This is a genomic window from Lujinxingia sediminis, from assembly GCF_004005565.1.
Classification (GTDB): Bacteria; Myxococcota_A; Bradymonadia; order Bradymonadales; family Bradymonadaceae; genus Lujinxingia; species Lujinxingia sediminis.
The window spans coordinates 129,412-155,569 of the sequence record NZ_SADD01000008.1 but is presented as its reverse complement, the minus strand read 5'-3'; the positions used below and the strand labels follow the sequence as shown (position 1 = coordinate 155,569).

Annotated in this window: 19 protein-coding genes; 8 read left to right on the top strand and 11 right to left on the bottom strand. The window is 63.6% G+C overall.

Annotation, left to right across the window (positions count from 1 at the left end):
• Positions 1 to 30: 30 nt before the first annotated feature.
• Entirely contained in the window at positions 31 to 714 is a 684-nt protein-coding gene (locus tag EA187_RS14150; RefSeq protein ID WP_127780692.1) for a hypothetical protein, read from the bottom strand.
• Positions 715 to 1,220: 506 nt separating this feature from the next.
• On the opposite strand from EA187_RS14150, the gene EA187_RS14145 reads away from it, so the two are divergent.
• The 4 genes from EA187_RS14145 to EA187_RS14130 all read left to right on the top strand — a co-directional run bounded on the left by EA187_RS14145 (position 1,221) and on the right by EA187_RS14130 (position 7,247).
• The gene (locus EA187_RS14145) at positions 1,221 to 2,135 is read left to right on the top strand and encodes a hypothetical protein (protein ID WP_127780691.1); all 915 of its coding nucleotides are present in this window, start codon (positions 1,221 to 1,223) and stop codon (positions 2,133 to 2,135) included.
• Positions 2,136 to 2,309: 174 nt separating this feature from the next.
• On the top strand, positions 2,310 to 3,767 hold the full coding sequence (locus EA187_RS14140) for an FAD binding domain-containing protein (RefSeq protein WP_164856282.1): 1,458 nt from the start codon (positions 2,310 to 2,312) through the stop codon (positions 3,765 to 3,767).
• Positions 3,768 to 3,852: 85 nt separating this feature from the next.
• Positions 3,853 to 6,171 (top strand): xanthine dehydrogenase molybdopterin binding subunit, encoded by a 2,319-nt coding sequence (locus tag EA187_RS14135; RefSeq protein ID WP_127780689.1) that lies wholly within the window; start codon positions 3,853 to 3,855, stop codon positions 6,169 to 6,171.
• 50 nt (positions 6,172 to 6,221) lie between these two features.
• A complete protein-coding gene (locus EA187_RS14130; RefSeq protein ID WP_127780688.1) occupies positions 6,222 to 7,247 on the top strand; it encodes an XdhC family protein in 1,026 nt (341 codons plus the stop codon).
• A 42-nt stretch (positions 7,248 to 7,289) separates the two neighbouring features.
• Here EA187_RS14130 and EA187_RS14125 read toward each other — a convergent pair whose 3' ends face one another.
• From EA187_RS14125 to EA187_RS14115, 3 genes are all read right to left on the bottom strand, one after another.
• Positions 7,290 to 8,204 carry a hypothetical protein gene (locus EA187_RS14125; RefSeq protein ID WP_127780687.1) on the bottom strand — a complete coding sequence of 305 codons (915 nt, stop codon included), beginning with the start codon at positions 8,202 to 8,204 and terminating at the stop codon, positions 7,290 to 7,292.
• A gap of 220 nt (positions 8,205 to 8,424) precedes the next feature.
• Positions 8,425 to 9,927, bottom strand: coding sequence for a hypothetical protein (locus EA187_RS14120; RefSeq protein WP_127780686.1), 1,503 nt, complete (start codon positions 9,925 to 9,927; stop codon positions 8,425 to 8,427).
• Between the two features lie 43 nt (positions 9,928 to 9,970).
• Positions 9,971 to 10,924, bottom strand: coding sequence for a MerR family transcriptional regulator (locus tag EA187_RS14115; protein WP_127780685.1), 954 nt, complete (start codon positions 10,922 to 10,924; stop codon positions 9,971 to 9,973).
• A 327-nt stretch (positions 10,925 to 11,251) separates the two neighbouring features.
• Here EA187_RS14115 and EA187_RS14110 point away from each other — a divergent pair, with 327 nt between their 5' ends.
• On the top strand, positions 11,252 to 12,235 hold the full coding sequence (locus EA187_RS14110; RefSeq protein WP_127780684.1) for a glutathione S-transferase family protein: 984 nt from the start codon (positions 11,252 to 11,254) through the stop codon (positions 12,233 to 12,235).
• Positions 12,236 to 12,253: 18 nt separating this feature from the next.
• Here the strand turns inward: EA187_RS14110 and EA187_RS14105 are convergent, their stop codons facing one another.
• From EA187_RS14105 to EA187_RS14090, 4 genes are read right to left on the bottom strand one after another with little or no spacing between them, the layout of a single operon-like run.
• Positions 12,254 to 13,294, bottom strand: a complete 1,041-nt coding sequence (locus EA187_RS14105; protein WP_127780683.1) for a hypothetical protein — start codon at positions 13,292 to 13,294, stop codon at positions 12,254 to 12,256.
• Between the two features lie 35 nt (positions 13,295 to 13,329).
• Entirely contained in the window at positions 13,330 to 14,274 is a 945-nt protein-coding gene (locus tag EA187_RS14100) for a TadE/TadG family type IV pilus assembly protein (protein WP_127780682.1), read from the bottom strand.
• Positions 14,271 to 16,118 carry a pilus assembly protein TadG-related protein gene (locus EA187_RS14095; protein WP_206524363.1) on the bottom strand — a complete coding sequence of 616 codons (1,848 nt, stop codon included), beginning with the start codon at positions 16,116 to 16,118 and terminating at the stop codon, positions 14,271 to 14,273. The genes EA187_RS14100 and EA187_RS14095 overlap by 4 nt, the downstream gene beginning before the upstream one ends.
• 8 nt (positions 16,119 to 16,126) lie before the next feature.
• Positions 16,127 to 17,089: a TadE/TadG family type IV pilus assembly protein gene (locus EA187_RS14090; RefSeq protein ID WP_127780680.1), complete on the bottom strand. Its 963-nt coding sequence runs from the start codon at positions 17,087 to 17,089 to the stop codon at positions 16,127 to 16,129.
• A gap of 380 nt (positions 17,090 to 17,469) precedes the next feature.
• Between EA187_RS14090 and EA187_RS14085 the strand changes: the two genes are divergently transcribed.
• Entirely contained in the window at positions 17,470 to 19,032 is a 1,563-nt protein-coding gene (locus EA187_RS14085) for a YifB family Mg chelatase-like AAA ATPase (protein WP_127780679.1), read from the top strand.
• Here EA187_RS14085 and EA187_RS14080 read toward each other — a convergent pair.
• Positions 19,017 to 21,872: a bifunctional serine/threonine-protein kinase/formylglycine-generating enzyme family protein gene (locus tag EA187_RS14080; protein WP_127780678.1), complete on the bottom strand. Its 2,856-nt coding sequence runs from the start codon at positions 21,870 to 21,872 to the stop codon at positions 19,017 to 19,019. The genes EA187_RS14085 and EA187_RS14080 overlap by 16 nt on opposite strands.
• 246 nt (positions 21,873 to 22,118) lie before the next feature.
• Between EA187_RS14080 and EA187_RS14075 the strand changes: the two genes are divergently transcribed.
• Both EA187_RS14075 and EA187_RS14070 read left to right on the top strand, forming a co-directional pair.
• A complete protein-coding gene (locus EA187_RS14075; RefSeq protein ID WP_164856281.1) occupies positions 22,119 to 22,493 on the top strand; it encodes a cupredoxin domain-containing protein in 375 nt (124 codons plus the stop codon).
• Positions 22,494 to 22,626: 133 nt separating this feature from the next.
• Positions 22,627 to 23,361: a DUF2270 domain-containing protein gene (locus EA187_RS14070; RefSeq protein WP_127780677.1), complete on the top strand. Its 735-nt coding sequence runs from the start codon at positions 22,627 to 22,629 to the stop codon at positions 23,359 to 23,361.
• Positions 23,362 to 23,452: 91 nt separating this feature from the next.
• Here the strand turns inward: EA187_RS14070 and EA187_RS14065 are convergent, their stop codons facing one another.
• Both EA187_RS14065 and EA187_RS14060 read right to left on the bottom strand, forming a co-directional pair.
• Entirely contained in the window at positions 23,453 to 24,229 is a 777-nt protein-coding gene (locus EA187_RS14065; protein ID WP_115606904.1) for a phenylalanine 4-monooxygenase, read from the bottom strand.
• A gap of 88 nt (positions 24,230 to 24,317) precedes the next feature.
• Positions 24,318 to 26,069 (bottom strand): TldD/PmbA family protein, encoded by a 1,752-nt coding sequence (locus tag EA187_RS14060; protein ID WP_115606905.1) that lies wholly within the window; start codon positions 26,067 to 26,069, stop codon positions 24,318 to 24,320.
• Between the last annotated feature and the right edge of the window lie 89 nt (positions 26,070 to 26,158).

Genomic DNA, 26,158 nt, shown 5'->3' with positions numbered 1-26,158 from the left:
TTCAGCCCGCCGCCCTGCGGGCTCCCCCCCTCAGCGCGCCCCTGCCCATTCTTTGGTGCGCTCTCGACTCGTCTTGTCCACGTCGAGCACAAACTTGATGAGCTCCAGCGCGTACTCGCCAGCCGCCACCGTCACCTCCAGCCCCGCCATCCACCCCGGCGCGTGCCCCTCCCAGCGGTCCACACCGCCAATACGCCGCACATCCTCACTGTAAGGCACCATCACATAGTCGCCGTGCACCCGAATCGCCACCGATCCAAAGCGGTAAAACACAAGCCCCAGCCCCACCGTCCGCGTCGGAATCGGCGAAATCCCCACGCTCCCCGTCGCCCACAACTCCAGGCTCTCTCGCCGCGGCATCAACCCCGGGTAGCCCATCGACTTCGTCTTAAAGTTGCGAAAACTCCACAGCGGCACATCCAGCCGCAACGCCCGCAGCTCCACGACCTCCTCTACCGAGACCTCGCTCTCCCCGTCGCTGACCACAAACTCGCGCTGCTGCCCCTCAAAAGGCATCCCCAGCCGCGCGTAGCGAAAATCCGCCACCACCCCCAGCTCCACCGCGTTGATGCTCCCTTCGGCCTGCCGCGGCTGCCCCGCCTCCTCAAAGCTCCCGCCAATGCGCTGGTGGTACCCACCCACCATGCACCCGCTCAACCCCAGGGTCAGCCCCAGCATCAGGGCCATCATCACCACCTTCACGCTTGTCTTCATCCTGCCTCAACCTGCCCGTTTTTTTCGATGAGAGAACCGGTGACCATGGTCGGGCAATGTGGCGAGATCGCAAGAAAAACGTCTGCTTCACGCCCTCACCTCAGGCAGGCGATACCCCCCCTGTATCCACCGCCGATGTCGACGGTCGCCCTCCCCGGCCGCCTCGCCCTACCTCAAACGGGGGCCTCACCCCCTCCCCCTCTGTACGCGAACGCCCCCCCACCAGGTGCCACCCCCTGCTGCTCCGTTCGCGAACACGGTCCCTTCATCCGCCTTCCCAAAACTCGACGTCCTCAAACGCCTCCCCACCGGGTGCCACCCCCTGCTTCCCCGTTCGCGGACACGGTGGCTTCATCTACTGTGGCCAGAAGGGCCACCCTGGCTCGCGCTGCCTTCGGCCCTCCCCGACCTGCTCAAACCTCCATCCTCCCTTGACTCCACCTGGGTTGCCGGGTCGAATGCGCAATCCACACGTTTTGGCGCCCGACACCTCTCAAAGGCCAGCGATGACTCCCCACCTCCCAGCTCCGACCTACCGCCTCGCTTTGCTCCTCGCGCTGCTGCTCAGCACCGCCTGCGCGACGGCACCCGACGCGAACCAGGGCGCCAAATCCGAAGAAACCCCGGGCAAAGTCACGCTCAACGAAGACCCGGAACTTCGCGCCATCGCTCAAAGAAGCCTGGAGTTCCATAAACCCGCGCTGCAGGCATGTTTTGACGACTGGCTGGAGACGATCGACAGGGCGGACTACACCGAAGACTCATCTTTGATGTTTATGTTTCGGGTACAGCTTGATGCGCACAACAACCGCACGGGACTTATTTATAAATCGCGGCATCGTGAGGACACGCGTCAGGTTCAAGAGTGCATGGAAACGTACCTGAGACAGCGCCTGACAAACAAGCCCGACGCGACGCCAACCACATACATTCAATTTGCAATTACCTTGACGGACTTTGGCACCACCACTCTAAAAGACGCGTCGCCCAATACTGTCGTTACATATGGAACGGGACCGGCCCGTAGGGAGTCTACCGAAACCCGACATAATCAGCAGGAGCCCCATCACGACGAAACCTCACGTACGCGAGAGGAAGTCGTTCAAGCACTTCGTGCTGAACAGAGCACCCTGCAGTCCTGCTACGAAACCCGGCTTGATTCAGCAGAAGGGTATCCACTTCAAGGCATTACGATTCGCAGCTTCGTAGTCCTGCACTCAAGTGGACGTATAGACTATATCGAATCAAAATCTCTTACCGACGACGTCGACGAGTTCCTCAACTGCGTCACCACCACCCTCGCGGGTTTAGACTTTGAAAACATGGGTGGCGACGAGGTATCTAGATTCACTCTCCCCTTTGTTTTTTCTCCGCACTACTCGGAACAAACAATCCATCTCACGCTCTCACCGTCACATTAAACCTATCTCAATGCACACTCTGCCCAAACTTAAAACTCGCATCGCCCAAGAATGTCGAAGCTCGCCCCCTTCCCCAACCGCCGCCCTTGACACCACCGCCCCCTCTGAGTCGAATGGCGCGTGAACGCGCCCCGCGCCCTACTCCCTATGTTCCAGCGAGCCATCGAGGCCCCCATGACCACCCACGTTGAATTCTGGCTGAACGACCGCCGCGTCATCACCGACGTCCCCGACGGGATGCTGGTGCTCGATTACCTGCGCAAAGACCGCCTGCTCACGGGCACCAAAGAGGGGTGCAAGGAAGGCGACTGCGGGGCCTGCTCCATTCTGATTGGCGAGGTGGTCGAGGGGGTGATGCGCTACCAGCCGGTCACGAGCTGTTTGACGCCGGTGGGTGAGATGCACGGCAAGCATGTGGTGTCGATCGAGGGGCTGAATTTGCCGGGTAAGCTCAACCCGGTGCAGCAGGCGATGGTCGATCGGGTGGGCTCGCAGTGCGGGTTCTGCACGCCGGGGTTCATCGTCTCGATGTGCTGGTACATGATGGCCGCGCGCGAGACGCCAACGTTGGAGGGTTTTCAGCGCGCGTTCAGCGGCAACCTCTGCCGGTGCACGGGTTATGCGGCGATCAACCGCGCGAGCCTCGATCTGGTCGAGAACTTCGGGCCGGGCGGCCAGTGGGCGTCGATCTGGGAGGCTGACGATCGCCTGAGCGCCTTGATGGAGGCCGGTCTTCTGCCCGGGTATTTTGCCGAAATGCCAAAACGCCTGGAGGCCATTGGCGAGATGGAGGAGGTGCCCCGCGACGACGCCGACGTCATCGACTTCTTCGTGGCCGGCGGCACCGACCTCTATGTGCAAAAAGGTGAGCTCCTGCCCCGGGCGCAGGTCAAGATCCTCAACCGTCATCCCGAGATGAAGGGCATTCGCCGGCAAGGCGACACACTGCACATCGGCGCGCTCACGACCTTCGAGGAGTTCGGCGCGTCAGACGAGGTGGTGGCGTTCATCCCACAGATTCAGGACTACCTGCACCTGATCGCCTCCCTCCCCCTTCGCAACCGCGCCACCATCGCCGGCAACATCATCAACGCCTCGCCGATTGGCGACATGACGGCGATCATGCTCGCGCTCGACACCACGCTGGTGTTTGCCCGCGGTGAGACGACCCGCGAGGTGGAGCTCAAACGTTTTTATAAGGGCTACAAAACCTTCGATAAGCATCCCTCGGAGGTGATGACCGAGCTGCGCCTGCAGATCCCGGCGGCGGGCACCGGCGTCTATTTTGAAAAAGTCTCCAAGCGCCGCTGCCTGGACATCGCCACGGTCAACAGCGCCGCCAGGCTGCGCCTCTCCGATGATGGAGTTGTCGAGGAGGCCAGCCTGACGTTGGGCGGCGTAGCCGCCACCCCGCTCTGGCTGGAGAAGACGGGCGCATTCTTGACCGGTGAGGTGCTCACCGACGCCCTCTGGCGCGAGGCGTTGCGCATCGCCCACACCGAGATCGCTCCCATCTCCGATGTGCGCGGGAGCGCCGACTACAAACGTCTGCTCGCCACGCAGCTTCTGACGGCCCACGTGGTCAAGGCCGCGCCCGAGCGGGTGAGCCTCGACGCCATGCTGGCCATCTGACGCAGGCTTCCCGGCCTTTAAAATCCCAAATTTTGATCCTCTCTGGATCGTTGAAGCATCAAAACGCGCTCCCGGAGCCGACACCATGACCGAAAAACACCTCGACGCTGAGCTTCATACCCGCGGGACCTCCCTCTACGTCGACGACGTGGCGCCGCCGGCCGGCATGCTTCACGCCGCCATCTACGGCTCGCCAGTCGCCCACGGCCGCGTCAAAGCGCTGCACCTGGACAAAGCGCGAAAGGCCCCGGGGGTCGTGGCCATCTACACCGGCGAGGACGTGCCGGGTGAGAATCAGATCGGCCCGGTGCTTCCGGATGAGCCCCTGCTAGCCACCGACGTGGTCGAGTATCACGGCCATCCCATGGCGATGGTCGTCGCAGAAAGCGACGAAGACGCGCGCCACGCGCTCACGCTGATCGAGGCGGACATCGAAGCGCTTGAGGTCATCACCTGCCCGCGCGTGGCGCATGAGGCCGGCCACATCCTGGGGACCCCGCGCACCTTTGCGATGGGCGACACCGCGGCGGCCTTTGCCGAGTGCGACGTCGTGGTCGAAGGGCGCAGCGACGTCGGCGGTCAGGAGCACCTCTACCTGGAGACGCAGCGCGCCCGCGCCGTGCCCACCGAGGGCGATCGCCTCCGGGTGTACTCGTCGACCCAGAGCCCCTACGCGGTGCAGAAGGCCTGCGCGCGCATCCTGGGGCTCCCCACCCACCGGGTGGAAGTGGACGTGATTCGCCTGGGCGGCGGCTTTGGCGGCAAAGAAGATCAGGCCACCTCCTGGGCCTGTCTGGCGGCGCTGGCCGCCCACAAGACCGGGCGCCCCACCCAGCTTGTGCTCCACCGCCTCGACGACCTGCGCATGACCGGCAAGCGCCACCCCTACAGCGCCGACTACAAAATCGGGCTGAGCAAGGACGGCAACATCCAGGCCTTCGAGGTCAAACACTTCCAGAACTCCGGCGCCAAGACCGACCTCTCGCTGGCGGTGCTCGAGCGCACGCTCTTTCACTCCACCAACAGCTACTTCATCCCCAACGTGCGGGCGTATGCGGCGAGCTGCCGCACGAACCTGCCGCCGAACACGGCGTTCCGTGGGTTCGGGGGGCCGCAGGGCATGTTTGTGATCGAGAGCGCCATCGCACACGCCGCCGAGGTGATGGGCATCGACCGCGCCGAGATTCAGAAGAAAAACCTCATTCAAGAAGGTGAGAGCTTCCCCTACGGCCAGCAGGCCGAGCGCGCCCGCGCTGTGCGCACCTGGGAGGAGGCTGAAGAAGGCTTCGAGGTCGCCGCCTGGCAGAAGGACATCGACGCCTACAACGCCAAAAACACCGCCACCAAAAAAGGCCTGGCGGCGATGCCCATCTGCTTTGGCATCTCGTTTACGGCGACCTTCCTCAACCAGGCCTCCGCGCTGATGCACGTGTACACCGACGGCAGCGTAAGCCTCTCGACCGGGGGCGTGGAGATGGGCCAGGGCTTGAGCTCAAAGCTCGTGGGCATTGCAGCGCGTGCGCTGCACATCAGCCCGGAGCGCATCAAGGTGGAGACGACCAACACCACGCGCATCGCCAACATGTCGCCCAGCGCGGCCAGCGCCACCACCGACCTCAACGGCAGCGCCACGATCCTGGCGGCCGACGAGCTGCTGGGGCGTTTTCGCGAGCTGCTGGCCCGCGAGCTCGGCGTGCAGGATGCCGAGAACATCACCTTTGAAGACGAGCGGGTCTACTACCGCGGTGAGCTCACCGAGTGGACCTGGGAGAAGGTGGTCAGCCAGGCCTACCTCTCGCGCGTGGCGCTCTCGGCGCACGCCTTCTTTGCCACGCCCAACGTCTGGTTTGATAAGCAGCGTGAGACGGGCCGGCCCTTTGCCTACCACGTCTTCGGGACGGCCTGGACCGAGGTGACCATCGACCTGTTGCGCGGCACCTACACCGTGGACCGGGTGCGCCTGGTTCACGACCTGGGGCGCACCATCAACGCGAACGTCGACCTCGGCCAGATCGAGGGCGGACTGGCCCAGGGCATCGGCTGGATGACCCTCGAAGAGCTCGCCTTCGCCGAAGATGGCCGCCTCAGCTCGTTTGCCCTCTCCACCTACAAGGTTCCCGACGGCGACGCTCTGCCCGAAGACATTGAGGTGCGCATGCTCGAAGACGCCGACAACCCGGTGGGCCCCTTTGGCTCGAAGGCCGTTGGCGAGCCGCCCTTGATGTACGGCATCGGCACCTTCTTTGCGTTGCGCGCGGCGCTGCGCGCGGCCGCCCCCGACGCCGAGCTGCACTTCAACGCGCCGATGACCCCGGAGAAGGTGATGTTGCAGCTGCATCACCAGCGCCTGCGCACGCTCTGGGAGACGCCCTCCACCGCCGCCCCCGCTGCCGCCGGCGAATAATTTTGACGGTAAGCGACCGCCTTTAAGCGCTGGACCTGGAAGGATTCTCTGTGCTGGACCTCTCATTGTGGCGATACGTGCTGGGCTCGTTGGAGGCCGGCCAGCCCGTGCACCTGACGCACGTCGCCTGGCATAGCCGCCACTCGCCGGGGACCACCGGGGCGAGCCTGGCGGTGGTGGGGAGCGGTGAGAGTTGGGGCACCATTGGCGGTGGCGTGATGGAGGCCGAGCTGATCCAGCGGGCTGTGGCGCAGCTAACGAGCTGGACGCCGCAGGAGGGCGTGCGGCTGGAGGTGCGCGAGCTGGAGCATCGACGCAAAGCCACCCGTGGGGAGCGCTCCGGGCTTTTTTGCGCCGGCCAGCAGACCAATATGTCGTACATCGTTGGGCCGGCTCAGGCGTTGGTCGTTCGGCGTATTCTGGAACTCATGGAGTCGGATGAACCCGGGTGGGTGGAGGTTGGCCCGGAGGGACTTCGCCTCGATGAGACTACGCCGCCCGAGCTCCCACCGCTTCGCTTTGAGCGCCCCACGCACGCCACGGTTCTGCTGCGTGCGCAACTCTTAAACTGGAAGCGCGTCGCCATCATCGGCGGCGGCCACTGCGGGCTGGCGCTCTCCCGGGTGATGGCCGGGCTGGGCTACACGGTGACGATTTTCGACACCCGCGCCGACGTGTTCACCCTGCAGCAAAACGCCTTCGCCGCCCATAAGATCGTGGTCGAGGACTACGCGGATGCCGGGGCGCTGATTCGGCAGCCGGAGTGGACGCATGTGGTGGTGATGAGCGCGGATGTCGACTCGGACATCCGCGGGCTCCTCGGTGTCACGCGTCTCGAAGAAACCAAGGGCCCCTTTCCCTACATCGGCGTGATGGGCGCGCCGGCCAAGCTGGCCCGCATCCGCAGCGCGCTTGGCGAAGCGGGCATCGGCGAAGACGCCATCGCCCGCCTCTACGCGCCCATCGGCTTGAAGATGACCAGCAACACCCCCGAAGAGATCGCGATCAGCGTCGCCGCCGAGATCTTGCAGGAACGCGAGCGCCTCTTCCCCTTCACCGCCGCGCCCTCCCCTTAAGCGTCGGCGCCTTCCCCTCAAGCGCCGACGCCTGAACCTGACTCAGCGCGTGAAGAGCGAGCCGCTCTGCGAGGCGATCGTCGCGCAGTCGGCCGTGCTCTCCACCGACACCATCTCAAAATAGCTCGCGTCAGGGTCGGAGTTCGGCTCGGACTGCGGCTGAAGGGTCTCCAGAAACTCGTTGGAAGACCCCAGGACCGATTGCTCATCGCTCCAGGTCACCCGGCCCTCAATCCGACCATCGTCGGTCTGGGAGCCTACCAGCGCGTTGGAGAAGCGCTGCACCAGGTAGATATCGCCGCTGATCACCCCCTCCACCGAGACGGTGATCCCGGGGTTACCGTCGCCATCCTGATCGTAGACGCGCGGATCTTCGGCATCTTCGGGCAGTGGATCGTTGCGCAGATCATCGAAGTTCTGTGCGCCGCGCACTTCATAGAGGGTGGGCAGCACGAGGTTGCCGTCCACAAAGGTGCCACCGCGCTCGGTGATCGGCAGGGAGTTGACCAGCGCATCGGGGATCACCGGTGAAGCTCCGACGGCATCGCTCTCAATGGTGACGTCGCAGGTTTCGGTGACTACGGTGAGGTTCTGGCCATCGCTGCTGATTTCCATGCGCAAGACCGACACCGTATCGCTCTGCGACTCGCCAATCGGCGTCTCGGCGATGCCCGAGGTCACCATTTTAGCCGCCCAGACCCCGTTGATATCCACCTCCACCGGCTCCACGCTGGCATCGGGCTCATCGGCGACGTCGGGCTCATCGGCCCCATCCGGCTCATCGGCGTCGGGCGCGTCATCGGCGTCGGGCGCGTCACCGGCGTCGCCGGCGTCGCTCTCAACGCCCGTATCTTCATCGCCCCCGTTGCCGCGGCGAGGCGACGAGTCATCACCACAGGCGAAGAGAGAGGCGCTCAGCGCCACGACCAGCATCCAACAGGTTAACTTCGCGTTCATGATACAGCTCCTTCTACGGCGTTTCGCGACCTCGCCACAGATGGGCACGATCGCGGCACTCTCAGTCCATACACACATCAAGCTCGGGATGGTCGCGCAAAACGTACGCGCTCCGAACGCGCCACGCCAGCCTCATAACCCCGGACCTCGATCCGGCGCAGGGCAGCCTTTGATATGCCCGGGCGCCTTATCGAACGAGCCTCGCAACCGACGCTACGCGTTAGAAATACGCCCGAACAAAGACAGTTGCGCCGCCGAGCCAGCCGGCGGCCTCAAAGCCCGGGTAGCCCGGGTTGTTCGTCTGAAGGCCCCGCGAGCCCTCGACAGGCTCGCCGGAGCGGGAGTCGACCGCGTCGGGGAATTCGTCAATCACGGGCTCCTCGCTCGACGGGTCTTTGGTGGTCTGGCGAGCGAGCAGCCAGTGGGCCTGAAGCTGGGCGCCGAGCTCGATGGAGGGCATCGCGTCGCCGCCCTCGAAACGCCAGGCGTAGCCGCCGCCGACGACGAGGCGGTCGTTGTCGACGTAGTTGGAGCGGCCCTTTTGATCGGGGACCGGGCTGGGTGCCCATTTCAGATCCAGGCCGAGCTCGGAGCGCCCGCGGGTCAGGCCGGCTGCCAGGGCGGGGCTGAACGTGTTGCGCCAGGCGAGCGCGGGGCGCTCCGCGTGACGGTCCAGATAGCGTGACCAGTGGGCGTAGTGGAGCTGGGCGGCCAGCCGGAGCTCGGTTTTGGGGTTCAGCGTGTGGGTGAGCGAAGCGCCGGCGGTCGCACGCCAGGGCTCGTAGTCGTAGACAAAGCGAAAGCGCTGCACGACCGCGTCTTCCCCTTCAGGGTAGGCCGAGGGAAAGTTCCAGAAACGCAACCGGCTCTCTCCTTCCACCTCACTATAACTTTCGGCATGCACGCTGAGCGCCGCGGCGATCGATTCGCCTACCTGCGCTCGCAGCCCGCCATAAGGTGCCAGCCGGGCGTTGACCTGCACCCGGGAGTTGATCCGACTCTCAGACTGGTCGAGGGCGTCGGGCAAAAAGATCGCGTTTTCACTCGCGGCGTCCTGCACCATCGTTGCGCCCACGCCCACACTCAGCCAGCTCAACGGGCGACTGGCCAGCGCCAGCGCAAAGTGGCTTCCGACCAGGCGATCGTTAAAACGCTCAAAATACAGGGAGTTTGAAAAATACTGCTCGCGCTCATCGCTGTAGAAAGGGACCTGCGAGGCGAAGCCATCGGTGGCCAGCGTGGCGTAGAAGCCGACCGTCAGCCGATCCTCATCGAGGATCGGCAGGCTGGCACCCAGGGTCAGATAGAGGTGTTCCACATCGGAGTTGGCGCTGCCGCGAGACGCCGGGATGTCGTCCGTGGCAAAGGGGCGCGTGCTCAGCGGGCGACGCTGGCCGTTCTCATCGAGCTCCCGGGCCTGATAGACCTCCTCGCCAATATCGGCGCCGGCAGGACGCGCGTTAAGATCGATGCGCAGCCTCCCTGCAAGCCCGAACACCCCCATCTCACCATGACGCGCCTGCCCGACCAGCAATGCCGGGTTGAAGTAAGTCGCCGAAGCCGAGCTTGAAAACGTCGAGGCGCTATGCGGATGAAGCGACGATGTCGCGCCCACAAGCTCCCAGAGCGGTGAGGCCGCCGCCGGCGTTGCCCCCAATGCTATCAGACCAAGAACCAGGGAGGCCGCAAAGCCCCCGCGTCCCGACACGCGCACCCGCTTCAACCATCGACTCCGTGCGCGTTGCGCAGGTGTTCGAGCGTCAACCTCAGCGGCGCTGCCACGTCTGGAAGAACTCGTAATAATCTTCAAAGCCGTCCAACTTCTGTACCCCGTTGATATCATCAGGGGCGCCGCTGCCACCGACGACGATATCGAGTTTGGGATCGGTGAGCTCGCGCAGCGTCTCTAAAAACGCGCGGGAGGCCGCCGGGTTGGCGTACTGCGACATGCTCAGCGCGATGCCGTGGGCGCCCGATTGCTGCGCGGCAGCCGCGATATCTTCCACAGGGGAGTTCGCGCCGATGAACACCACGCGCTGGTTGGCCACCGCCGCGATCAGCGCGGCCATATGAAGCCCCAGACAGTGCTGCTCACCACTCAAGGTGGCCAGGATCACCTTGTTTCCGCGCGCCATATCGCTGAGGGGGCGCCAGGCGGCCGCGAGAAAATCCCGCACGCATTCGCTGGCGAAATGCTCATGAAGCACACTGAGTCGCCCCGATGCCCAGCCCTCGCCCAGCGCCACCAGAAAAGGCCCCACGCGCTCTTCGACGAAGCCAAGTGCGTTCATGCGGCTCCAGTCCAGCCGCATCTGCCCCTCAAGACGCTCGCGATCGAGCTGCCCCACCGCGTCGAGCCAGCGCTCCAGCCAGCCCTCGCTCTCCGCCGAACGCAGCGACTCACCGCCGGCGCGTGAGGCCTTCTCGGCCGCGTTCGCGTCATCGGACTCCTCGTCGCTGCCGCTGTGCTCCAGAAGCTCTTCGAGTTCCTCGCGGCTTCTCCCCTGCAGCTGAGAAGGACGGTAGCCGACTGCCAGCACCGACGTGATCAGGCGAAGGTGCTCGATCGTCTCCAGATCATAGATGCGGTGGCCGGCCTCGTTTCGACGCGACTGCGGAAAGCCATAACGACGCTCCCAGGTTCGAATCGTCTCCACAGGCACGCCGGTTGCCATGGAGAGCGCGCCGATATTTAGTGTAGCTTCTTCCTCTGTGCTCATGGGACGGTCAACTCGCGTAGGTCGTGATGAACATATAATGAACCCCTCTCATACCGAACGTGAGCACGCAATCGCAAATGTGAATAGCTTTTGAACATTCATCGTTCGAGAGGCAAGAACCCGCGCCTGGCGCCCTCCGACGCGCTCAACCTCGTCACCCTGACTGCCCATGCCAGCCCGATGACTGCTTTTCTCCTCATCACCTTGTCGCCTCGCTACCGGGTGTTTAAGTCCAGGCCAGCACAAGGTCGTGGGTGTGCCGACCCGGCGCAGCGAACGCAGGCGCGCACCCGAGCTTTCCACAGAGTTTTTCACAAGGAGCCCCCGATGGGCATCATGGTTGACGGCGTCTGGCGTAGTGACACCTGGGTTCGGGATAACGAGGGTCATTTCCAGCGCGATCCCACCACCTTCCGCTTTCAGGTGGTCGATGAGCCCGGCGCGCGTTTTGTGCCCGAAGCCGGTCGCTACCACCTCTACGTCTCCTACGCCTGCCCCTGGGCCCACCGCACGCTGATGGCCCGCGCGCTGCTTGGGCTTGAAGACGTGATCGATGTCTCGGTCGTTCACCCCCACATGCTCGACGAGGGGTGGAGCTTTGATACCGATTTCCCAAACACCACCGGTGATCGCCTCCATGACAACGAGTTTCTGCGCGAGGTCTACAGCAGGGCCGACGCGAACTACTCCGGTCGGGTCACCGTACCGGTGCTCTGGGATACGAAGGAACGCACGATCGTCAACAACGAGTCGCGCGAGATCATCCGGATGCTCTCCACGGTCTTCGCCCCCCTGGGCACGACCTCTATTGACCTGGCCCCGCAGGCGCTGCAGGGGGTGATCGACGAGCGCATCGACGCGATCTACGAGCCGATCAACAACGGAGTCTACCGCTGCGGATTTGCCACCACTCAGGAGGCCTACGAGGAGGCCCTGGGCGAGCTTTTTGAGGCCCTGGGGCGCTGGGAGAAGCACCTGGGGGAGCATCGCTACCTGGCCGGCGACACCTTCAGCGAGGCGGACCTCTGCATGTTCCCCACGCTCCTGCGCTTTGACCCGGTCTACTACGGCCACTTTAAGTGCAACCTCAACCACGTCTACGAGCTACCCAACCTCTGGAACTACCTTCTGGAGATCTACCAGATGCCCGGGGTCGCCGAGACCTGCCACATCGATCATATTCAGCAGCACTATTATTACAGCCACGACATGATCAACCCGACCCGGGTCGTCCCCAGAGGCCCGATGCTCCACCACCTGGCAGCCCATGATCGCGACCGTCTTGTGGGTGCGTTGGCAACGCGAGGTTGATCAGCAAAAGCCCCCGACTCAGAGCGCGCTCTGCATGCTGACGTAGGTCTGTCCGTCGTAGCTGTCGCGGTAGACGATCAGGGTCAGTGTGTGCCCATCGCCGCTGTAGGAGCGCACCTGGGAGACCTCGTAGGGCGCGCTGCGCTCGCGTTGCATCGCTGCAAGTCCGCGCATCACCGGCTCCAGCTTCCAGCCGTAACGAGACATCTCACGCTCATAGAACCCCAGGGTGGCGTTGATGGAGTTGGGGCTTCGGTAGAGGATGGCATGCGTGCCCGCCTCACCTTCAGTGCCACTGATACGCGAGACGCGCGTGCACCCGGTGCAGACCGGCACCTTATATTCGAAGGGGTGAACGCTCCCGGGCGCGTGGTTGCGGAACTTCGCCAGATCCAGGGCCTGGTCACTCCATACTGCGGTAATCGTTGTCTTCAACGAGCCTTCTTCACGCCAGGCGTCGACGTAACGCAGCGCCCGCACGGTGTCTTCAGGGGTCTTCGCTCCCCCCTGCATCTCGACGATGGCCTCCTTCCAGTCGGCCGCTCCTTTCTTTGTCTCTGCGCCGACCATCGCCATGTAGTTCCGCGTGTTCTCCACCGGGATCAGCCCCCCGCTGAAGAGCTCGTCAGCGCCGGCCATCGCCTGCATGAAGGTCTCGCCATCGTGGGTATCCCCCACCGGCACCGGCTCGCGTACGGTGTGATGCGCCATCTTGTTGACCCCCTCGCGCACAAACGCACGCTGAAAGCGCTCCAGCACCTCCCGCGGGCTCTCTGAGGTCGTGGCGTGGGAGAAGTAGACGCGGTTGCCGTTGTAGTCGTACTCCCGCGGCGCCGACATCCCCTCCTTCTGCAACGCGCGCATGAAGTTCTCATGTTTGTTGCTCTGGCTCAAAAACACATCCCAGATGTCAGCCTGGGCGGGCTGAACCTCGGCGCGCGGACCATCGAGCACGACCACCAGCAGGGCGATCAACGCAATGGTCGCACCGGCGGCTCCCACCTTCAAAAGATCGACCCACCAGGGTGCTTTCCCTTCCAGGCGATTCGACGCTCCCATACACCCCTCCTCATTGCGGCTTTTGCTCGCTGCGCTCATTGACCCGCCTCGTAGCGCGTGGCCGTCGACTGCGTCTCGTCCTCATCGAACTGCACGTTCATCATGTTGTAGACCCAACGGTAGTTATTGGTCGTCTGGGCCGCGACGTAATAAAGCCCCCACTGCCCGCGAGGATCATTGAGGTCAAAGACCTCCTCGCCGCTGGTGCCTCCCTCCTCGCCGGAACGCGTGGGGTGGGGGGAAAGCATCGCGGAGTAGCGCGCGCTGAACGTAGGGGTGAGGCGGCCGCCATAGAGAGAGACCTGATGGGAAGCCATGCCATCCTGGTCACCGTAGCGAATCGCAGCAAAGGCTCCCGGCACCCCGCCGCTGAACTGCAGCACCGAAGTGAGCAGCCACTGCAGCATATTTCCGCCCGGGTTGATGAGGTTGTCGTCGATGAGGTTATCATTTGTGGCGATCTGCGCGAGCACCGGACGACGCCCCTCATCGGTACCGCCCAGGATATGGCCGGTCATCTGATGAGGCGGCTTCATATGCTGCTGCAGCCGACGAGCCGCCTCATGCGAATGCGAGTCGTAGTCGATCTGTCCCAGGGTCAGCACCGGGGCCAACTCCGTATGAAACCAGGCCTCGCCCCAATGCCCTGAAGCCATCGCGGCGATATCGCCGCCCAGAGCCGCAATCCCCTGCACCGAGCCCAGATTGTCGAGCTCCGGAAGCTGGGTACGCGGGCTCATGCGCAACGCGTTGTTCGCCCCCTCATGGTAGACCTGCGTCCACATATCGTGGGCGGCCACATGTTTAGTGGCCACACTCTGCTGCCCGACCAGCCCCAGGTTCATCAACCCGCCAAAGACCAGGATGAAGAAGGGCAGACACATCACCACTTCGGTGAGGGCCGCGCCCTGCTCATCGCGCTCAAACACATGAAGGCCGGAGCGTTCCATCAGATTTCGAAGGCGTAGATATCGCTTCATTTGACAACCCCCTCCATGCGTTCGGGCTCCATCGCGTCAAAGGCCGCCCGGGTCGAAAGCGCCTCAAAGATCAGCGCCTCCAGGCTTCCCGGCGAGATCGAGTAGCCGTGGGTAATGAGGTTGCTTCCGGTGGCGTCGGCGCCGTGAGCGATCAGCAAGGTGGCGAGCACCTCACCTTGAATATCGCGTAGTCCTCTCCAGATGGAGAAATCCTGATGCATCTGGGCGTAGGCCTCCCATTCGCCATCCAGCGCCACCGGACGCACGCGCGCCGCCCACTTCGACTCCCACAACGAGGGTTCATCATCGCCCTGCCAGGCGATCTCACCGCGGCTGATAGCCCAGGTGCCCTCGCTGGCGAAGTTGAGAACCCCCGGACTGGAGTCCTCTCCCATGAATTGATAGCGATCGCGGTGGGTGCCGTTGCGCGCTGCGTTGGGCCGGTAGGCGTACATCAGCGTCGAGGAGTTCATCAGCCAGTTCTCGGTCTGAAGCTCCCAGGCCGGACCGTCGACGTGAAACCCTCCGGCCCCCTGATAGCGGTCGCGCGTGCCGTCTTTGCATCGCTCCACAAAGGAGTCAGGCATCACGGTAAGGCGCTTGAGAATGGAGGGGATTTCGCTGGTGTCGATCAAAAGCCCCAACATGCCCGCCAGATACGTCGCCCCGTAGGCGCCGGCCTTGATGGTGGCGCCACCCTGGGTGCAGTCAACCTCGTCGAGCTGCTCCAACACGCTGGTGGGGATGCACCCCTCGCCAAGCTCAATGGTATGGCCGTCGACGGTGTACGAGCCGGGAATCGTCTCGCAATCATCGGTCTCATTGCCGTTCTCATCGACCTCGCACTCCTCACGGGGCGGCTCAAAGGTGGAGTTGGGGTCATTGGCCGCTTCCTCTTCGAGCGAGTCGCAGGCCGACTCCTGGCCCTGGCCGGCGCCCTGGCTGTTGCCACCTCCCCCCACACCGCTGCCGCCATCACCGGCTCCCTCGACGCCACCTGCCGGATCTTCTTCGCCATCGGAACTCAGCGCGTTCTTGATCAGGAAGTCAACGAACATAAAGCGTCGGTCAGCCTGCTCAATGATATTGCCCGGCTCAAACCCGTCTCCGAAGATCGGGGGGGCTTCATTGGCCTTCTCGCAGAGCCCGTCCCAGCTATGTTCGGCCGGAATGCGCACTGGAAGCTGCTGACGGAAGGTGATGTCGGCATCGTTCTTGGGTGCCGGATAACCCACGGTCAGCGGTGCGTTGTTGGTAAATCCGCGCCAGACCCCCTGGGTCCAACTCCAGTACGGCGTCACATCGGCCATGTATTGCTGGTAGTTGTTAAAGGCGCGCTGCTCGGGCCCGAAGAAGTTCTCTACAATGGTATCCAGGCGCAAATAATCGCCGGCCTCCTTTGCCGTGGCACACGTCGCGCCGACTGCGACCTCTGCCATTTTTCCGCAGAGTTTGGCGACAGCCTGAGCTCCCGGTATTGCCGCGATCAACACGCACGCAATGGTCAAGACCCAGGCCACCCCGGTGATCCAGGTCATCCAGCTGTAGACCGTCTCATAGGCTGCGACCATACCGATGTTGACGCGTTTGCCGACGTTGGCGAAGGCCAGCATGTTCATGGTGCGCGCGTTGATTGCCGCCTGGCTGTATGCTGAAGCGTCAGCCGACGCCTGCACGTGGACCTTCTCGTTGGCGACCTCGGTGGCGTCGTAGACCACGAGCCCCATCATCAACAGGATCATCAAGCCGGCCAGGCACAACAGCGCCAGCGCTCCACGCTGCTCCTGATGAAGGCGCCGAAGTCGCGCCGATAGCCCTCCCGACTGTTCCTCTTCGATCGTCATCGTCTCCGTCATGGACGCCCCACTCGATAAGGCTGCGCGGGCATCGTCGCCCGGTAGCTCAAAGCCATGTATTTGGCACTGCGTGTACCCACGGTGTGGGTCTCCCCGAAAATCCCACCCACCAGCGGCATCGCCTGGTGCAGATAATAGGTGTAGCTGACCCCGACCTCCCCGCCGGTGTTGATGACCTCCTCGATCTCGGTGGCCAGGTAGGCGTGGGTGAACTTCTGGGTGGCGCGCGTGGCGTAGTTGGTCGAGCTGTCCAGCGCGCGATCAAAAGACGTGTTGTTGGCATCGGCCGAGGGCTCCAGGGGAAGCGCCCCGATGATGGCATCTTCGATCGAGAAGTAGCGCTCGCGCATGATCTCGCGGGCGTCGAGCGCCCGCTCCGAGAGATCGCCATCACCGCCAACTCCAAAATATCCGGTGGTCTGGTAATTGCCGGGAGCGACCGGCGTAAAGGTCAGCGCCACCGCGATGCGCGCGCGATCTTTGAGATCCGCCTCGCTGATCCCGGGCTCCGGGGCCCACACCCAGGCGGTCCGTGCGGCCTGAAAATAAGCCACCTGATTGAGCACCCCGGCGATGTTGTTGATCGCCAGTTGCGCCAGACCAAAGATCAGCAGCAGCACAATCGGGATCACGATCAGCGTCTCGGTGATCACGGTGCCCCGGGCCGCCCGAAGCGCGCGCTGCGAGGTGTGAGCTACCCGTCGCGCCCCACCCGAGGTAAAGAGCTCCCACACGATCATCAAAAGCGCCCACACACAGGCCGACAGCCCGAGCTGAATCGCCCCTCCCAGCGCGACCGCCCTCGGAACCCCCTCGTGCTGCCAGCTGGCAGCGACCAGGCGCAGCGTCAGAGGCGCGTCAGCCACGATCCACGAGACCAGCCCGCACACCAGGAGCACCCCGATCAGGTGGAAGCCTCCCCGCGTCAAACGGGCGCCCCACTGCGCAGCGCTGCGCATTTGGGTATCACCTCTATTCACACAGACCTCTCTTATCGAAAACACTGACGGCGCACATCTGCAGCACCGGAATCATGACTCATCAATGCGCAGACAGATGTGCAAAGCGCGTTCCACAAGCCCGGTCACCTTCCAATTCGCCAACTTTCCGCCCAACTCGCCACCATAGCCCGACCGGGCTGTGACAAGCTGGCACACCATGGTCAATCCATGCCTCACGCCCCTGAAGCGACTCTTCGGTGGCCAGATGGCGAATCGCCTTTCCCCACGCAAGATCGCGGCAAGGCGCTCGATAACAGACGTGGCGCCAGGCGCTATCGCCCCGGCTCGACGTTTCAGAGAGCCGGCACTGACTTCGAGCTCCTTGTTGGGAGATGACCATGATCACCCGCGTGCATTCTGCGACTTTGCTGGGCGTCGACGCCTCGCTGGTCGATATCGAGATCGACTTTGCTGTAGGACTTCCGGCCTTCCACCTGGTGGGGCTTCCGGACAACGCCATCCGGGAGAGCCGCCTGCGGGTGCAGGCGGCCATTGAGAACCTCACCCTGGAGTTTCCCGTGGATCGGCGCGTCACCGTGAACCTCGCGCCGGCGAACATCCGCAAAGATGGCACCGCCTTTGATCTTCCGATCGCCCTTGCGATCCTTCGCGCCCAGGGGGTGCTTCCCCCGCTGGCGAGCGCGCCGCGACTTGCCGACTACCTGGTCGCCGGGGAGCTCGCGCTCGACGGACGTGTGCGCCCGATTCGCGGGGCACTGGCCATGGCGATCCTCGCCCGCGACATGGGGCTGAAGGGGGTGATGGTCCCCCGGGAGAACGCCGCTGAGGCCGCTGTGGTCGAAGGCGTGGAGGTGCTTGGCTTTGAGCACCTCTCAGAGGTCGTGGCGTTGATGCAGGCCCGCAACGAGGCCGCCCCCTTTGAACGCCAGCCGATGCCCCAACCGGGACTGCGACGAGCGGGCGATGTGGACTTTTCACAGGTCAGCGGGCAGCTCCCGGCCAAGCGCGCCCTGGAGGTCGCCGCCGCCGGCGCACATAACGTCCTGATGATCGGTCCCCCCGGCTCGGGAAAAAGCATGCTTGCCCGGCGTCTGGCCACAATCCTCCCTGAGATGAGCTTTGAAGAGGCGCTGGAGACGACCAAAATCTACAGCGTCACCGGCCGACTTCCTCCGCAGACCCCCTGGATCTCGGAGCGCCCCTTTCGCGCCCCGCACCACACCATCAGTGAGGTCGGGCTTGTGGGCGGCGGCTCCGGCATCCCGCGCCCCGGAGAGCTGAGTATGGCGCATAACGGGGTGCTCTTCCTCGATGAGCTCCCGGAGTTCCGGCGCAACTCCCTGGAGACGCTGCGCCAGCCCCTGGAAAACCGTCAGGTCACTCTGACCCGCAGTCTGCTCAGCCTGACCTACCCGGCCGATGTGATGCTGGTGGCAGCCATGAACCCCTGTCGCTGTGGCCATTTTGGCAACAGCGCCCGACGATGCTCCTGCTCCATCGACGAGATCAAACGCTACCGCTCTCGCTTAAGCGGCCCGCTCCTCGATCGCATCGACATCCACATCGAGGTCCCGGCGGTGCCCTATGAGGAGCTCAGGCGCGCGCGCCCCTCGGAGCCCTCCTCGGTGATCCGCCAGCGGGTACAGCGCGCGCGCAACCGTCAGCGCGAGCGCCTGCTCAGCTGCGGACGTCACGCCAACAGCCAGATGGGCCCAGACCAGCTTCGTCGCTACTGTGCCCTGACCGATGACTGCCACGAGATGCTCGCCAGGGTCGTCGATCGCCTTGGACTGAGCGCACGAAGTTGCGATCGTATGCTCAAGGTCGCCCGCACCATCGCCGACCTCGACGAGGCACGGGATATCACCCAGGCGCACCTGGCCGAGGCGATTCACTACCGCTCACTGGACCGGCCCCTCGACGCTCAGCTGGCATCATAGGCCAGACGAAATCCGATGCCCGCCGAGCGGGCATCGGCCAGAACACGCATGCGACTGGCCAGGCGGCACGCGCACTGATCCCTATTCCAGCCGCCGCCACGCACCGCCCGGTCGTCGCCGTCCTCCGGGCCGGCTTCGCACCACTCCTGAACCCCGCCGCTGAGGTCACGCACGCCGTAGGGGGAGGTATCATCGAGAAAAGAGCCCACCGGCTCGGGCTGGCTGAACTCGGGGCGAGAGTAGCGCATTTTGCAGAAGGTCGCGTCGAAGTGGTTTCCCCAGGGAAAGAAGCGTGCGTCGACACCGCGACCGGCCTTCTCCCATTCATCTTCACGAAGCAACCGGTAGCGGCGGCCGTCGCGTTGAGCGCGCCAGGCGCAGTAGGCCCGGGCGTCATGGGCGCTGATGCCCACGACCGGAAGATCGAGTTCATACCCGCCCCCTTCGGCGTAGCGATCGCGCATCGGCCCCTCAATAAGAATGGGTGAAGGCGTCCAGCGTCCGGTTGCGACATCGAAAGTCGCCAACTCACCATCGTCGGCGCGGGTCTTCGGAGCGTGATGTCGGGCCTGTTCCAGATCGCTCTGGCTGAGCTCATCGAGCCACTCCAGGTACTCGCGGAAGGTCACCGGGAGACGCGCGCAAAAGAACGAGGCGACGTCTACCCGACGCGCCGGAGAGGGATGAAACGCCTCCGGATCACCACCGAGGGAGCAAGGCCCTCCGGCAACATAGACAAAGCCCGCAGCGACTTCGTGGTCGGCGGGAAGATCCACGCGAAACTCGGCCCGCGTCATGCCCACTTCCACATGAAGAGGCGCCCGCACCGGTGACGATCCGCTGCGCTGCACCACAATCATGTAACTCCCGGCCTCCAGCGAGGCGAGGTGCACCGGCGATCGTCCCAGCTGGCGAGCATCGGCAACGACCATCCGTCGGTCGATCTCCTGACACGGAAAGAGCGTGATGTCGGCACCGGGCGGTCGCGTCGTAAGCGTCACGTCGCAATGACGCGCAAAGCGCGCGGCGAACGCCTCCCCACCGTGCTCCCGCACCATCGCCTCGTAGTAAACCATGCCAGCGATGTCCTGGCGCTGACGGGAGGCCCGATAACGCTCCCAGCTGAGCTCAGCCATCCCGCAGCGCGCCTCAGGCTGTTCCGGGTGAAGATGAAGAACCTCCTGGAAGGCGGCCACAGCCTCACCAAAGATCTGCGCGCTCTCACGCTGAAGTTGCAGGCGTCGATCTTCGAGCTCCCAGAGTGCGCGTTTGCGTTCAATCGACTCCCAGGGCTCCACCTGCCCGCTGATGCCGTCGATCTCATCTGCCAGCTCTTCAGCACTGGCGAGTACCTCACGGTACGTGTTGAGCAGCACCTGACCGCGCTCCACGCTACTCTGCACCTGCACCGGACCGCTCCCGCTGATGGCCTCATCGAGGGCCTCGTAGAATTGGCGAGCCGAAGCGAAGCGCTCCTCGCGTTCGCTCGACATCGCCCGCAGGCAGACCGCCTCAATCGCCTCGCTGAATGTCCACAACGGCTCTGCTCGCTTTGAAGGCGGCACAAGGAGGCCCTCAACCACCATCCACATCGTCGCGCGCGCGTCCTCGCCATCATATGGCACCTCCAGAGAGAGGATCTCATAGAGCACGGCCCCCAGCCCGTAGACGTCACTGCGGGCATCAACCTCATGAAGGCGCCCCTGAGCCTGCTCCGGCGACATGTACGAGGGCGTCCCCAGGGTTTGCCCCTGGCCGGGCTCATCCTCTGGTCCCAGGTCGGTGTGTACCCGGTTGCCGCTGACATGAGCGATGCCCCAGTCCATCACCAGCACCTCCCCATACTCGCCAAGCATAATGTTGGAGGGCTTCAGGTCACGGTGCACCACCCCGCGGACATGCGCGTAATGAATGGCCTGCGCGGCCTGCTGGAGGATGCCCAGCAGACGGTGACACGAGTACTCGCGAAGGTACGCCTCGTCGCGCGCGCGCAGGCCCGCGATCACCTCGGCCAGAGAGTGATGGTTGACTCGCCGCATGGTGTAATAAACCCGCCCGTCATCAAGCACACCCACATCGTAGATCGGCATGATGTTGGGATGCTCGAGTTGGCCTGTGATCTGCGCTTCCGCCAGAAAACGCGCCACCGCGCGGGCGTCATGACGAGCCGAGGGCCGTGCGATCTTCATCGCCACCACCCGCCCGAGCACGCGATCATGCGCCGAGATCACGCTGCCACCACCACCCGCCCCCAGCGCCGCGCCCAACTCGTAGCGCGCCTGCCCGCTGAGCATCTCGCCAGCGCTCAACGCCGGCTGATAGACTTCCGTGCGCTCAAAGGCGAAATGGCGCCCGGTCTCTTCCCCACTTCGCCACCCGGGCCGGGCCCAGGCCGCTGCCACGCCTGCACGCAGCGTGGGGGTGGCGTCAGCAGCGACTTCCGTGCTCGTCTCCAGCCCCAGTCCCTCGGGAGGCTCATCAGCCTGCGCGCCAACCTCCCGACGCGACACCCCGAGGGTAGGCGCACGGCGGCCGACCTCGATGCGCGAGGTCACCACCTCGTCGTTCTTCTGAAAACGGGTCGTTCGCTCCTCCCCCCGGCCTTCCACGAACGCGGTCTGAGCCCGTTCCAAGCCCTCCTGATAGCCCAGGCTGCGCAAGACCTCATCAAGCCCCTCGGGTGCCAGCCACCCCTGGCTTACCCAGTATTCGACCGTAGGCGTCTTTCCCTCGTCGGCCAGACGCCCCAGGTCATAGAGACTGCGCGACACGGCTTCAAAATCAACCAGCCTGCGCTCCAGCGCCACCCGCGCGATCTGTTGATGTACTTTCCAATCCAACTGTGAACCTCTTGACTTTGCGTGCCCCCGGGCGACCTTCGCCCCGCGGGCCTCTCCGACCTACCTGATGGTAACAGCGCTTAACGTTTCGCCAAACGTTCTCCTGCGTCACCCGCCATTGACTTTCCGCAGGTGAGAAGTATCTTTTGCCACCTGTAGTCGACGTGCGATGAACTTCTACTTGCACACCCTCACGCGTCGTCGCGTCCTGTGATCTGAACTGGCTCTATGTTTAGGAGGAATTCCATGTTCATCCGTTTTGCCGCTAAAGCTATGTCCATCGCCATGCTCGTCAGCCTTATGGCCTTCACCGCTGCCTGCGGTGGTGGCGATACCGTGCCCGACGACTCGGCAGCACAGTCCTCGACCGCCCCGGAAAGCCGCTCGGTGGTGCTCTACCAGTTCCGCTACAACCCGAGCAGCCTCACCGTTCCGGCCGGCACCACGGTTACCTTTAAGAACCGCGATCCGGAGCGCCACAACATCAACATCGCCGCGCTCAACGTCGATCAGAACCTCGACGCCAACCAGGAGTGGTCTTATACCTTTAATACCACCGGCGAATTCGCCGTCTCCAACCGCTTCAATGACCGCATGCAGCTGACGGTCATCGTGGAGTAAGTTGCGAGTCCAGGCACGCGCTTGAAAAGCGCCCACCGCCTGCGCGGTGGGCGCTTTTTTTGATCGCATTTGTCGCTGCTACGCGCAGGCGATCCGACATCGGCAGCATCCGCATCTTCGATCGGGGGGAGACATGGACGACCAGTCGCCGGACCGCACCGTGATGGTCCACTTCTACCGCGCCAGCGTGATACACGCCGACGTGTGGCGCCAGCGTCTGGACGCCACAACCAACTGGGCGATCGTCACCAACGCGGCGATGCTCTCCTTTACCCTATCCCAGCCCGACACCCCTCACTTCATCGTCTTGCTCCTGATCGGGGTGAACTTCCTTCTGATGATCATGGAGAGCCGCCGCTACCAGCTCTATGATTTGTGGCGCCGACGCATACGCTGCCTGGATCGCTACTTCATCGCTCCCAATCTTGCCCCCGGGCACGGCCCCTCCCCCGACCACGCCCGACGCGAGCTCAAATCGCTGGCTGACGACCTGGGTCATTCCTACCCCCAGCTCAGCCTGATCGACGCGCTGGGCTACCGTCTGCGCCGAAACTACGGCTACATCCAGCTCATCGCCCTGGGCACCTGGTGTCTCAAGCTCTTTATTCACCCGACACCGGTCTCCAGCGCAGCCTACTTCGTGCGCCGCGCCCACATCGGCTACATCAGCGGCCCGATGACAATGACGATGGTCGTCTCACTCACACTCATCGTCGTCTTCGTCGCCCTGCGCGCCCCCTCCGAGCAGATGGTGGCCTGGCAGCAGCTGCCCTCCCCGATTGAGCGTCTCTTTCGCCTCCCGATCTTTCATCGACGCATGGCGCTCGATGAAGAAGAGAACTTTCACCGGCACGATCCCAAAAGTTGAATGCCTTTCAGACGTAAAAAAGCCCGGCCGCATCGACCGGGCTTTCTACGCACACACACGCCGACCCGCTCATCAGGTCAACTCAAAACACTCAGTTCGTCAGCTCTTCGGCCCAACGGCGGCGCAACTCCTGCACCGAATCCCGCAACTGATCAAAACCTTCGGCCACCCAGAAAATCGGCTGGTAGATGTCGATGCGGAAGGGCGTCGAGATCACCTCGTCGAGATCAAAGGGCCGAATCTCCGGGCCGCCATCAAAGACGTTGTCGGCCTCGCCGAATGACGACATCAAGCCCGAGCCGTAGAGCTTGACCTGACCGGCCTCCTTCACAAGGCCGAACTCCACCGTGTACCACCACAGGCGCGCCATCGCGTCGAACTTGTCGCGATCGTCGAGCTCGGTGACAAGCTGACCGTACTCCTGCACAAAATCCGCAAAGACCGGATCGGTGTGCATCGGAACATGCCCGAAGACATCGTGAAAGATGTCCGGCTCCTGAAGATACTCCAACCGATCCATCGGGCGGATCTCCAGGGTCGAGGGGAACTGCCGTTTGCCCATCGAACCAAAGAACATCTCAGCGGGGATAAACCCGTTGACTGCGCGCAGCTCCCAGCCGGTAAGCGGGCGCAAATTGGCGTTGAGTTCATCGAAAAGGGGCACGCGATCGAGCGGCATCTTCAACTTCTCAACCCCTTCCAGCCAGGCCTCGCAGGCGGTATCGGGGAGCTTTGCCATGCGGCGCTCGCAGAGCAGCTTCCAGATCGCGTTCTCCTCCTCGCTGTAGGTGCGGCCCTCGTGCGAAATAAACCCCGCACCGTCCATTTTAAGGCCGGCGAGCTCCTGCTCCTGTGCTGCACGTTCCATGTTGGCTCCTCGTGTTGGCAGTGTGTCGACGTGATCTGGATCTTATCGCAAAAACTCCGGGGCGCGCCTATCCCAACTTCGCTGGATCTTAAGGGGCCCAGGGCGGCGAGAGGATCGGGCGGCGCTCGCGGGCCTGCTGGGTGCGCTGGAGCTCGATCTCGGTGGTCAGAATCGCCGGCGCCACGGTGGACACCGGCACATAGCCGCTCTCGGCACCGCAATACCCGTTAAAGATCCCCGTCTCCTGAGATGCGGCGACAATCTTATTGATGCTTGAGAGCGGCGTGCCCACAAGCTCCACCCCGCGCACAAGCTCCTGCTCACCGGTCTCAGCATCGATGCGATAAATCATACGCGGTACACCTTTAAACGCCTGATAGCCGTAGCCAAGCGTATTGGTCGAGCCACCGGTGATATCTTGAATCAACAGGCCGAAGGGTTTGCCCTGACGGCGCACCTCATCGAGCAGCCGCTGGCGCAGCTCCTCAAAACTTACCTGAGCCTCTTCGGTGGCCTCGACCACCAGGTTGGCCATACGCGCTCGAGGCACATTCACCCCCTGGGCGCGGCCGTGACCGTTGGAGCTGTCGACGCCCTCAATGGGGGTGCGGCTCATCAAGAAGCCCCTGAGCACCCCCTCCTCAATCAGCTCGGCACGCTGCGCCGGTACACCCTCGTCGTCGTGAGTGTAGTAGCCGTTGAGTTGCACGCCATCGACCTCCGAGAGCAGCGGATCGTCGTAGACGGAGATAAACTCCGGCAGCACAACCTTGCCTACGCGCCCCTGGAACGTACGTCCTTCCTGCTCATCACGCTGGCGCTCGCCCTCCAGACGATGGCCGACCGCTTCATGAAAAAGCACCCCGGTAGCTTCTGGAGCGAGGATTGCCGGGCCGGTATAGGGGTCGATCACCTCGGCCTCACGCAGCAGGCGCAACTCCTCGATCATCTCGGCCACAGCCGACTCCACGACCTCCCAGCTCGGCAGCGCATGAAGATCCCGGGCGTAAAAAAGTCGACTATTCTCCAGCAACATCCCGTCATCGGCGCGGGTATACGCCTGAGCCTGAATGGTGTAGAGGCGCTGCTCATCGACCACCTCGCTGCCCTCGCTGTTGACCAGGTAGCGCACCACACGCTGCGCGGAGACCTCCATGCTCGCGTCGAGCAAAAAGGTATGCTCCTTGAGCTCGCCGGTGATGCGGCGAACCTGCTCACGCCAGGCTACTTCATCAAGCTCCAGAGGCTTCGCCGGACCGCGATGGCTCACGGCGTCTTCTCGCGAGAAGCTGGGAACTTCGACCTCTTCTTGAGCCTCGTAGACCGCGCCGCCGCGCTTGGTCAGGTAGTCGCTCAAGGCCTTTTTGTACGTCTCATCTGTGAGCAACCAGAGCGCGCCGCGAAGCGCATCGCCATCATCGAGCGGCACCACCCGGTCGGCCCGGAAGTTGGCCATGCGGTAGCTCTCCGCGTCGATGTTGGCAAAGTTATCAAACCCGTAGGAGCCCACACGGCTCTCGACGTAAGCATAGCGCTGGCGGCTGTGCGAGTCGGTGGTCAACGCACCAAACTTGCCGCCGATGGTCACCGACTCATCGTCCTTGAGCTGGTAGGAGAGAAAGTAGGGGCCCTCATAATCGTCGAGTCGCAGCCGTTCCATCGAGCGGTCGAGCTCCGCGCTGAGCGTGCTCACAACCTCCTCACGCTCGGAGCCATTCGGGCCGGTCAACACCACGGTGGCAGGCTCACTCGCCGTCGGAGCGGCCGCACAGCCGACCATCGCCACCATCATTCCAGCCAGCAGCCTTCCGCTGACCCTGCCCATCAACCCTGCACTCATGCACTGCCTTTTTGACGTGTGAGGCGCCCTTTTGGGGGGCGCGCTGTGTCACCATCCTCTCGCCAGGCGTGAGGTGGTCTCGATCCGGG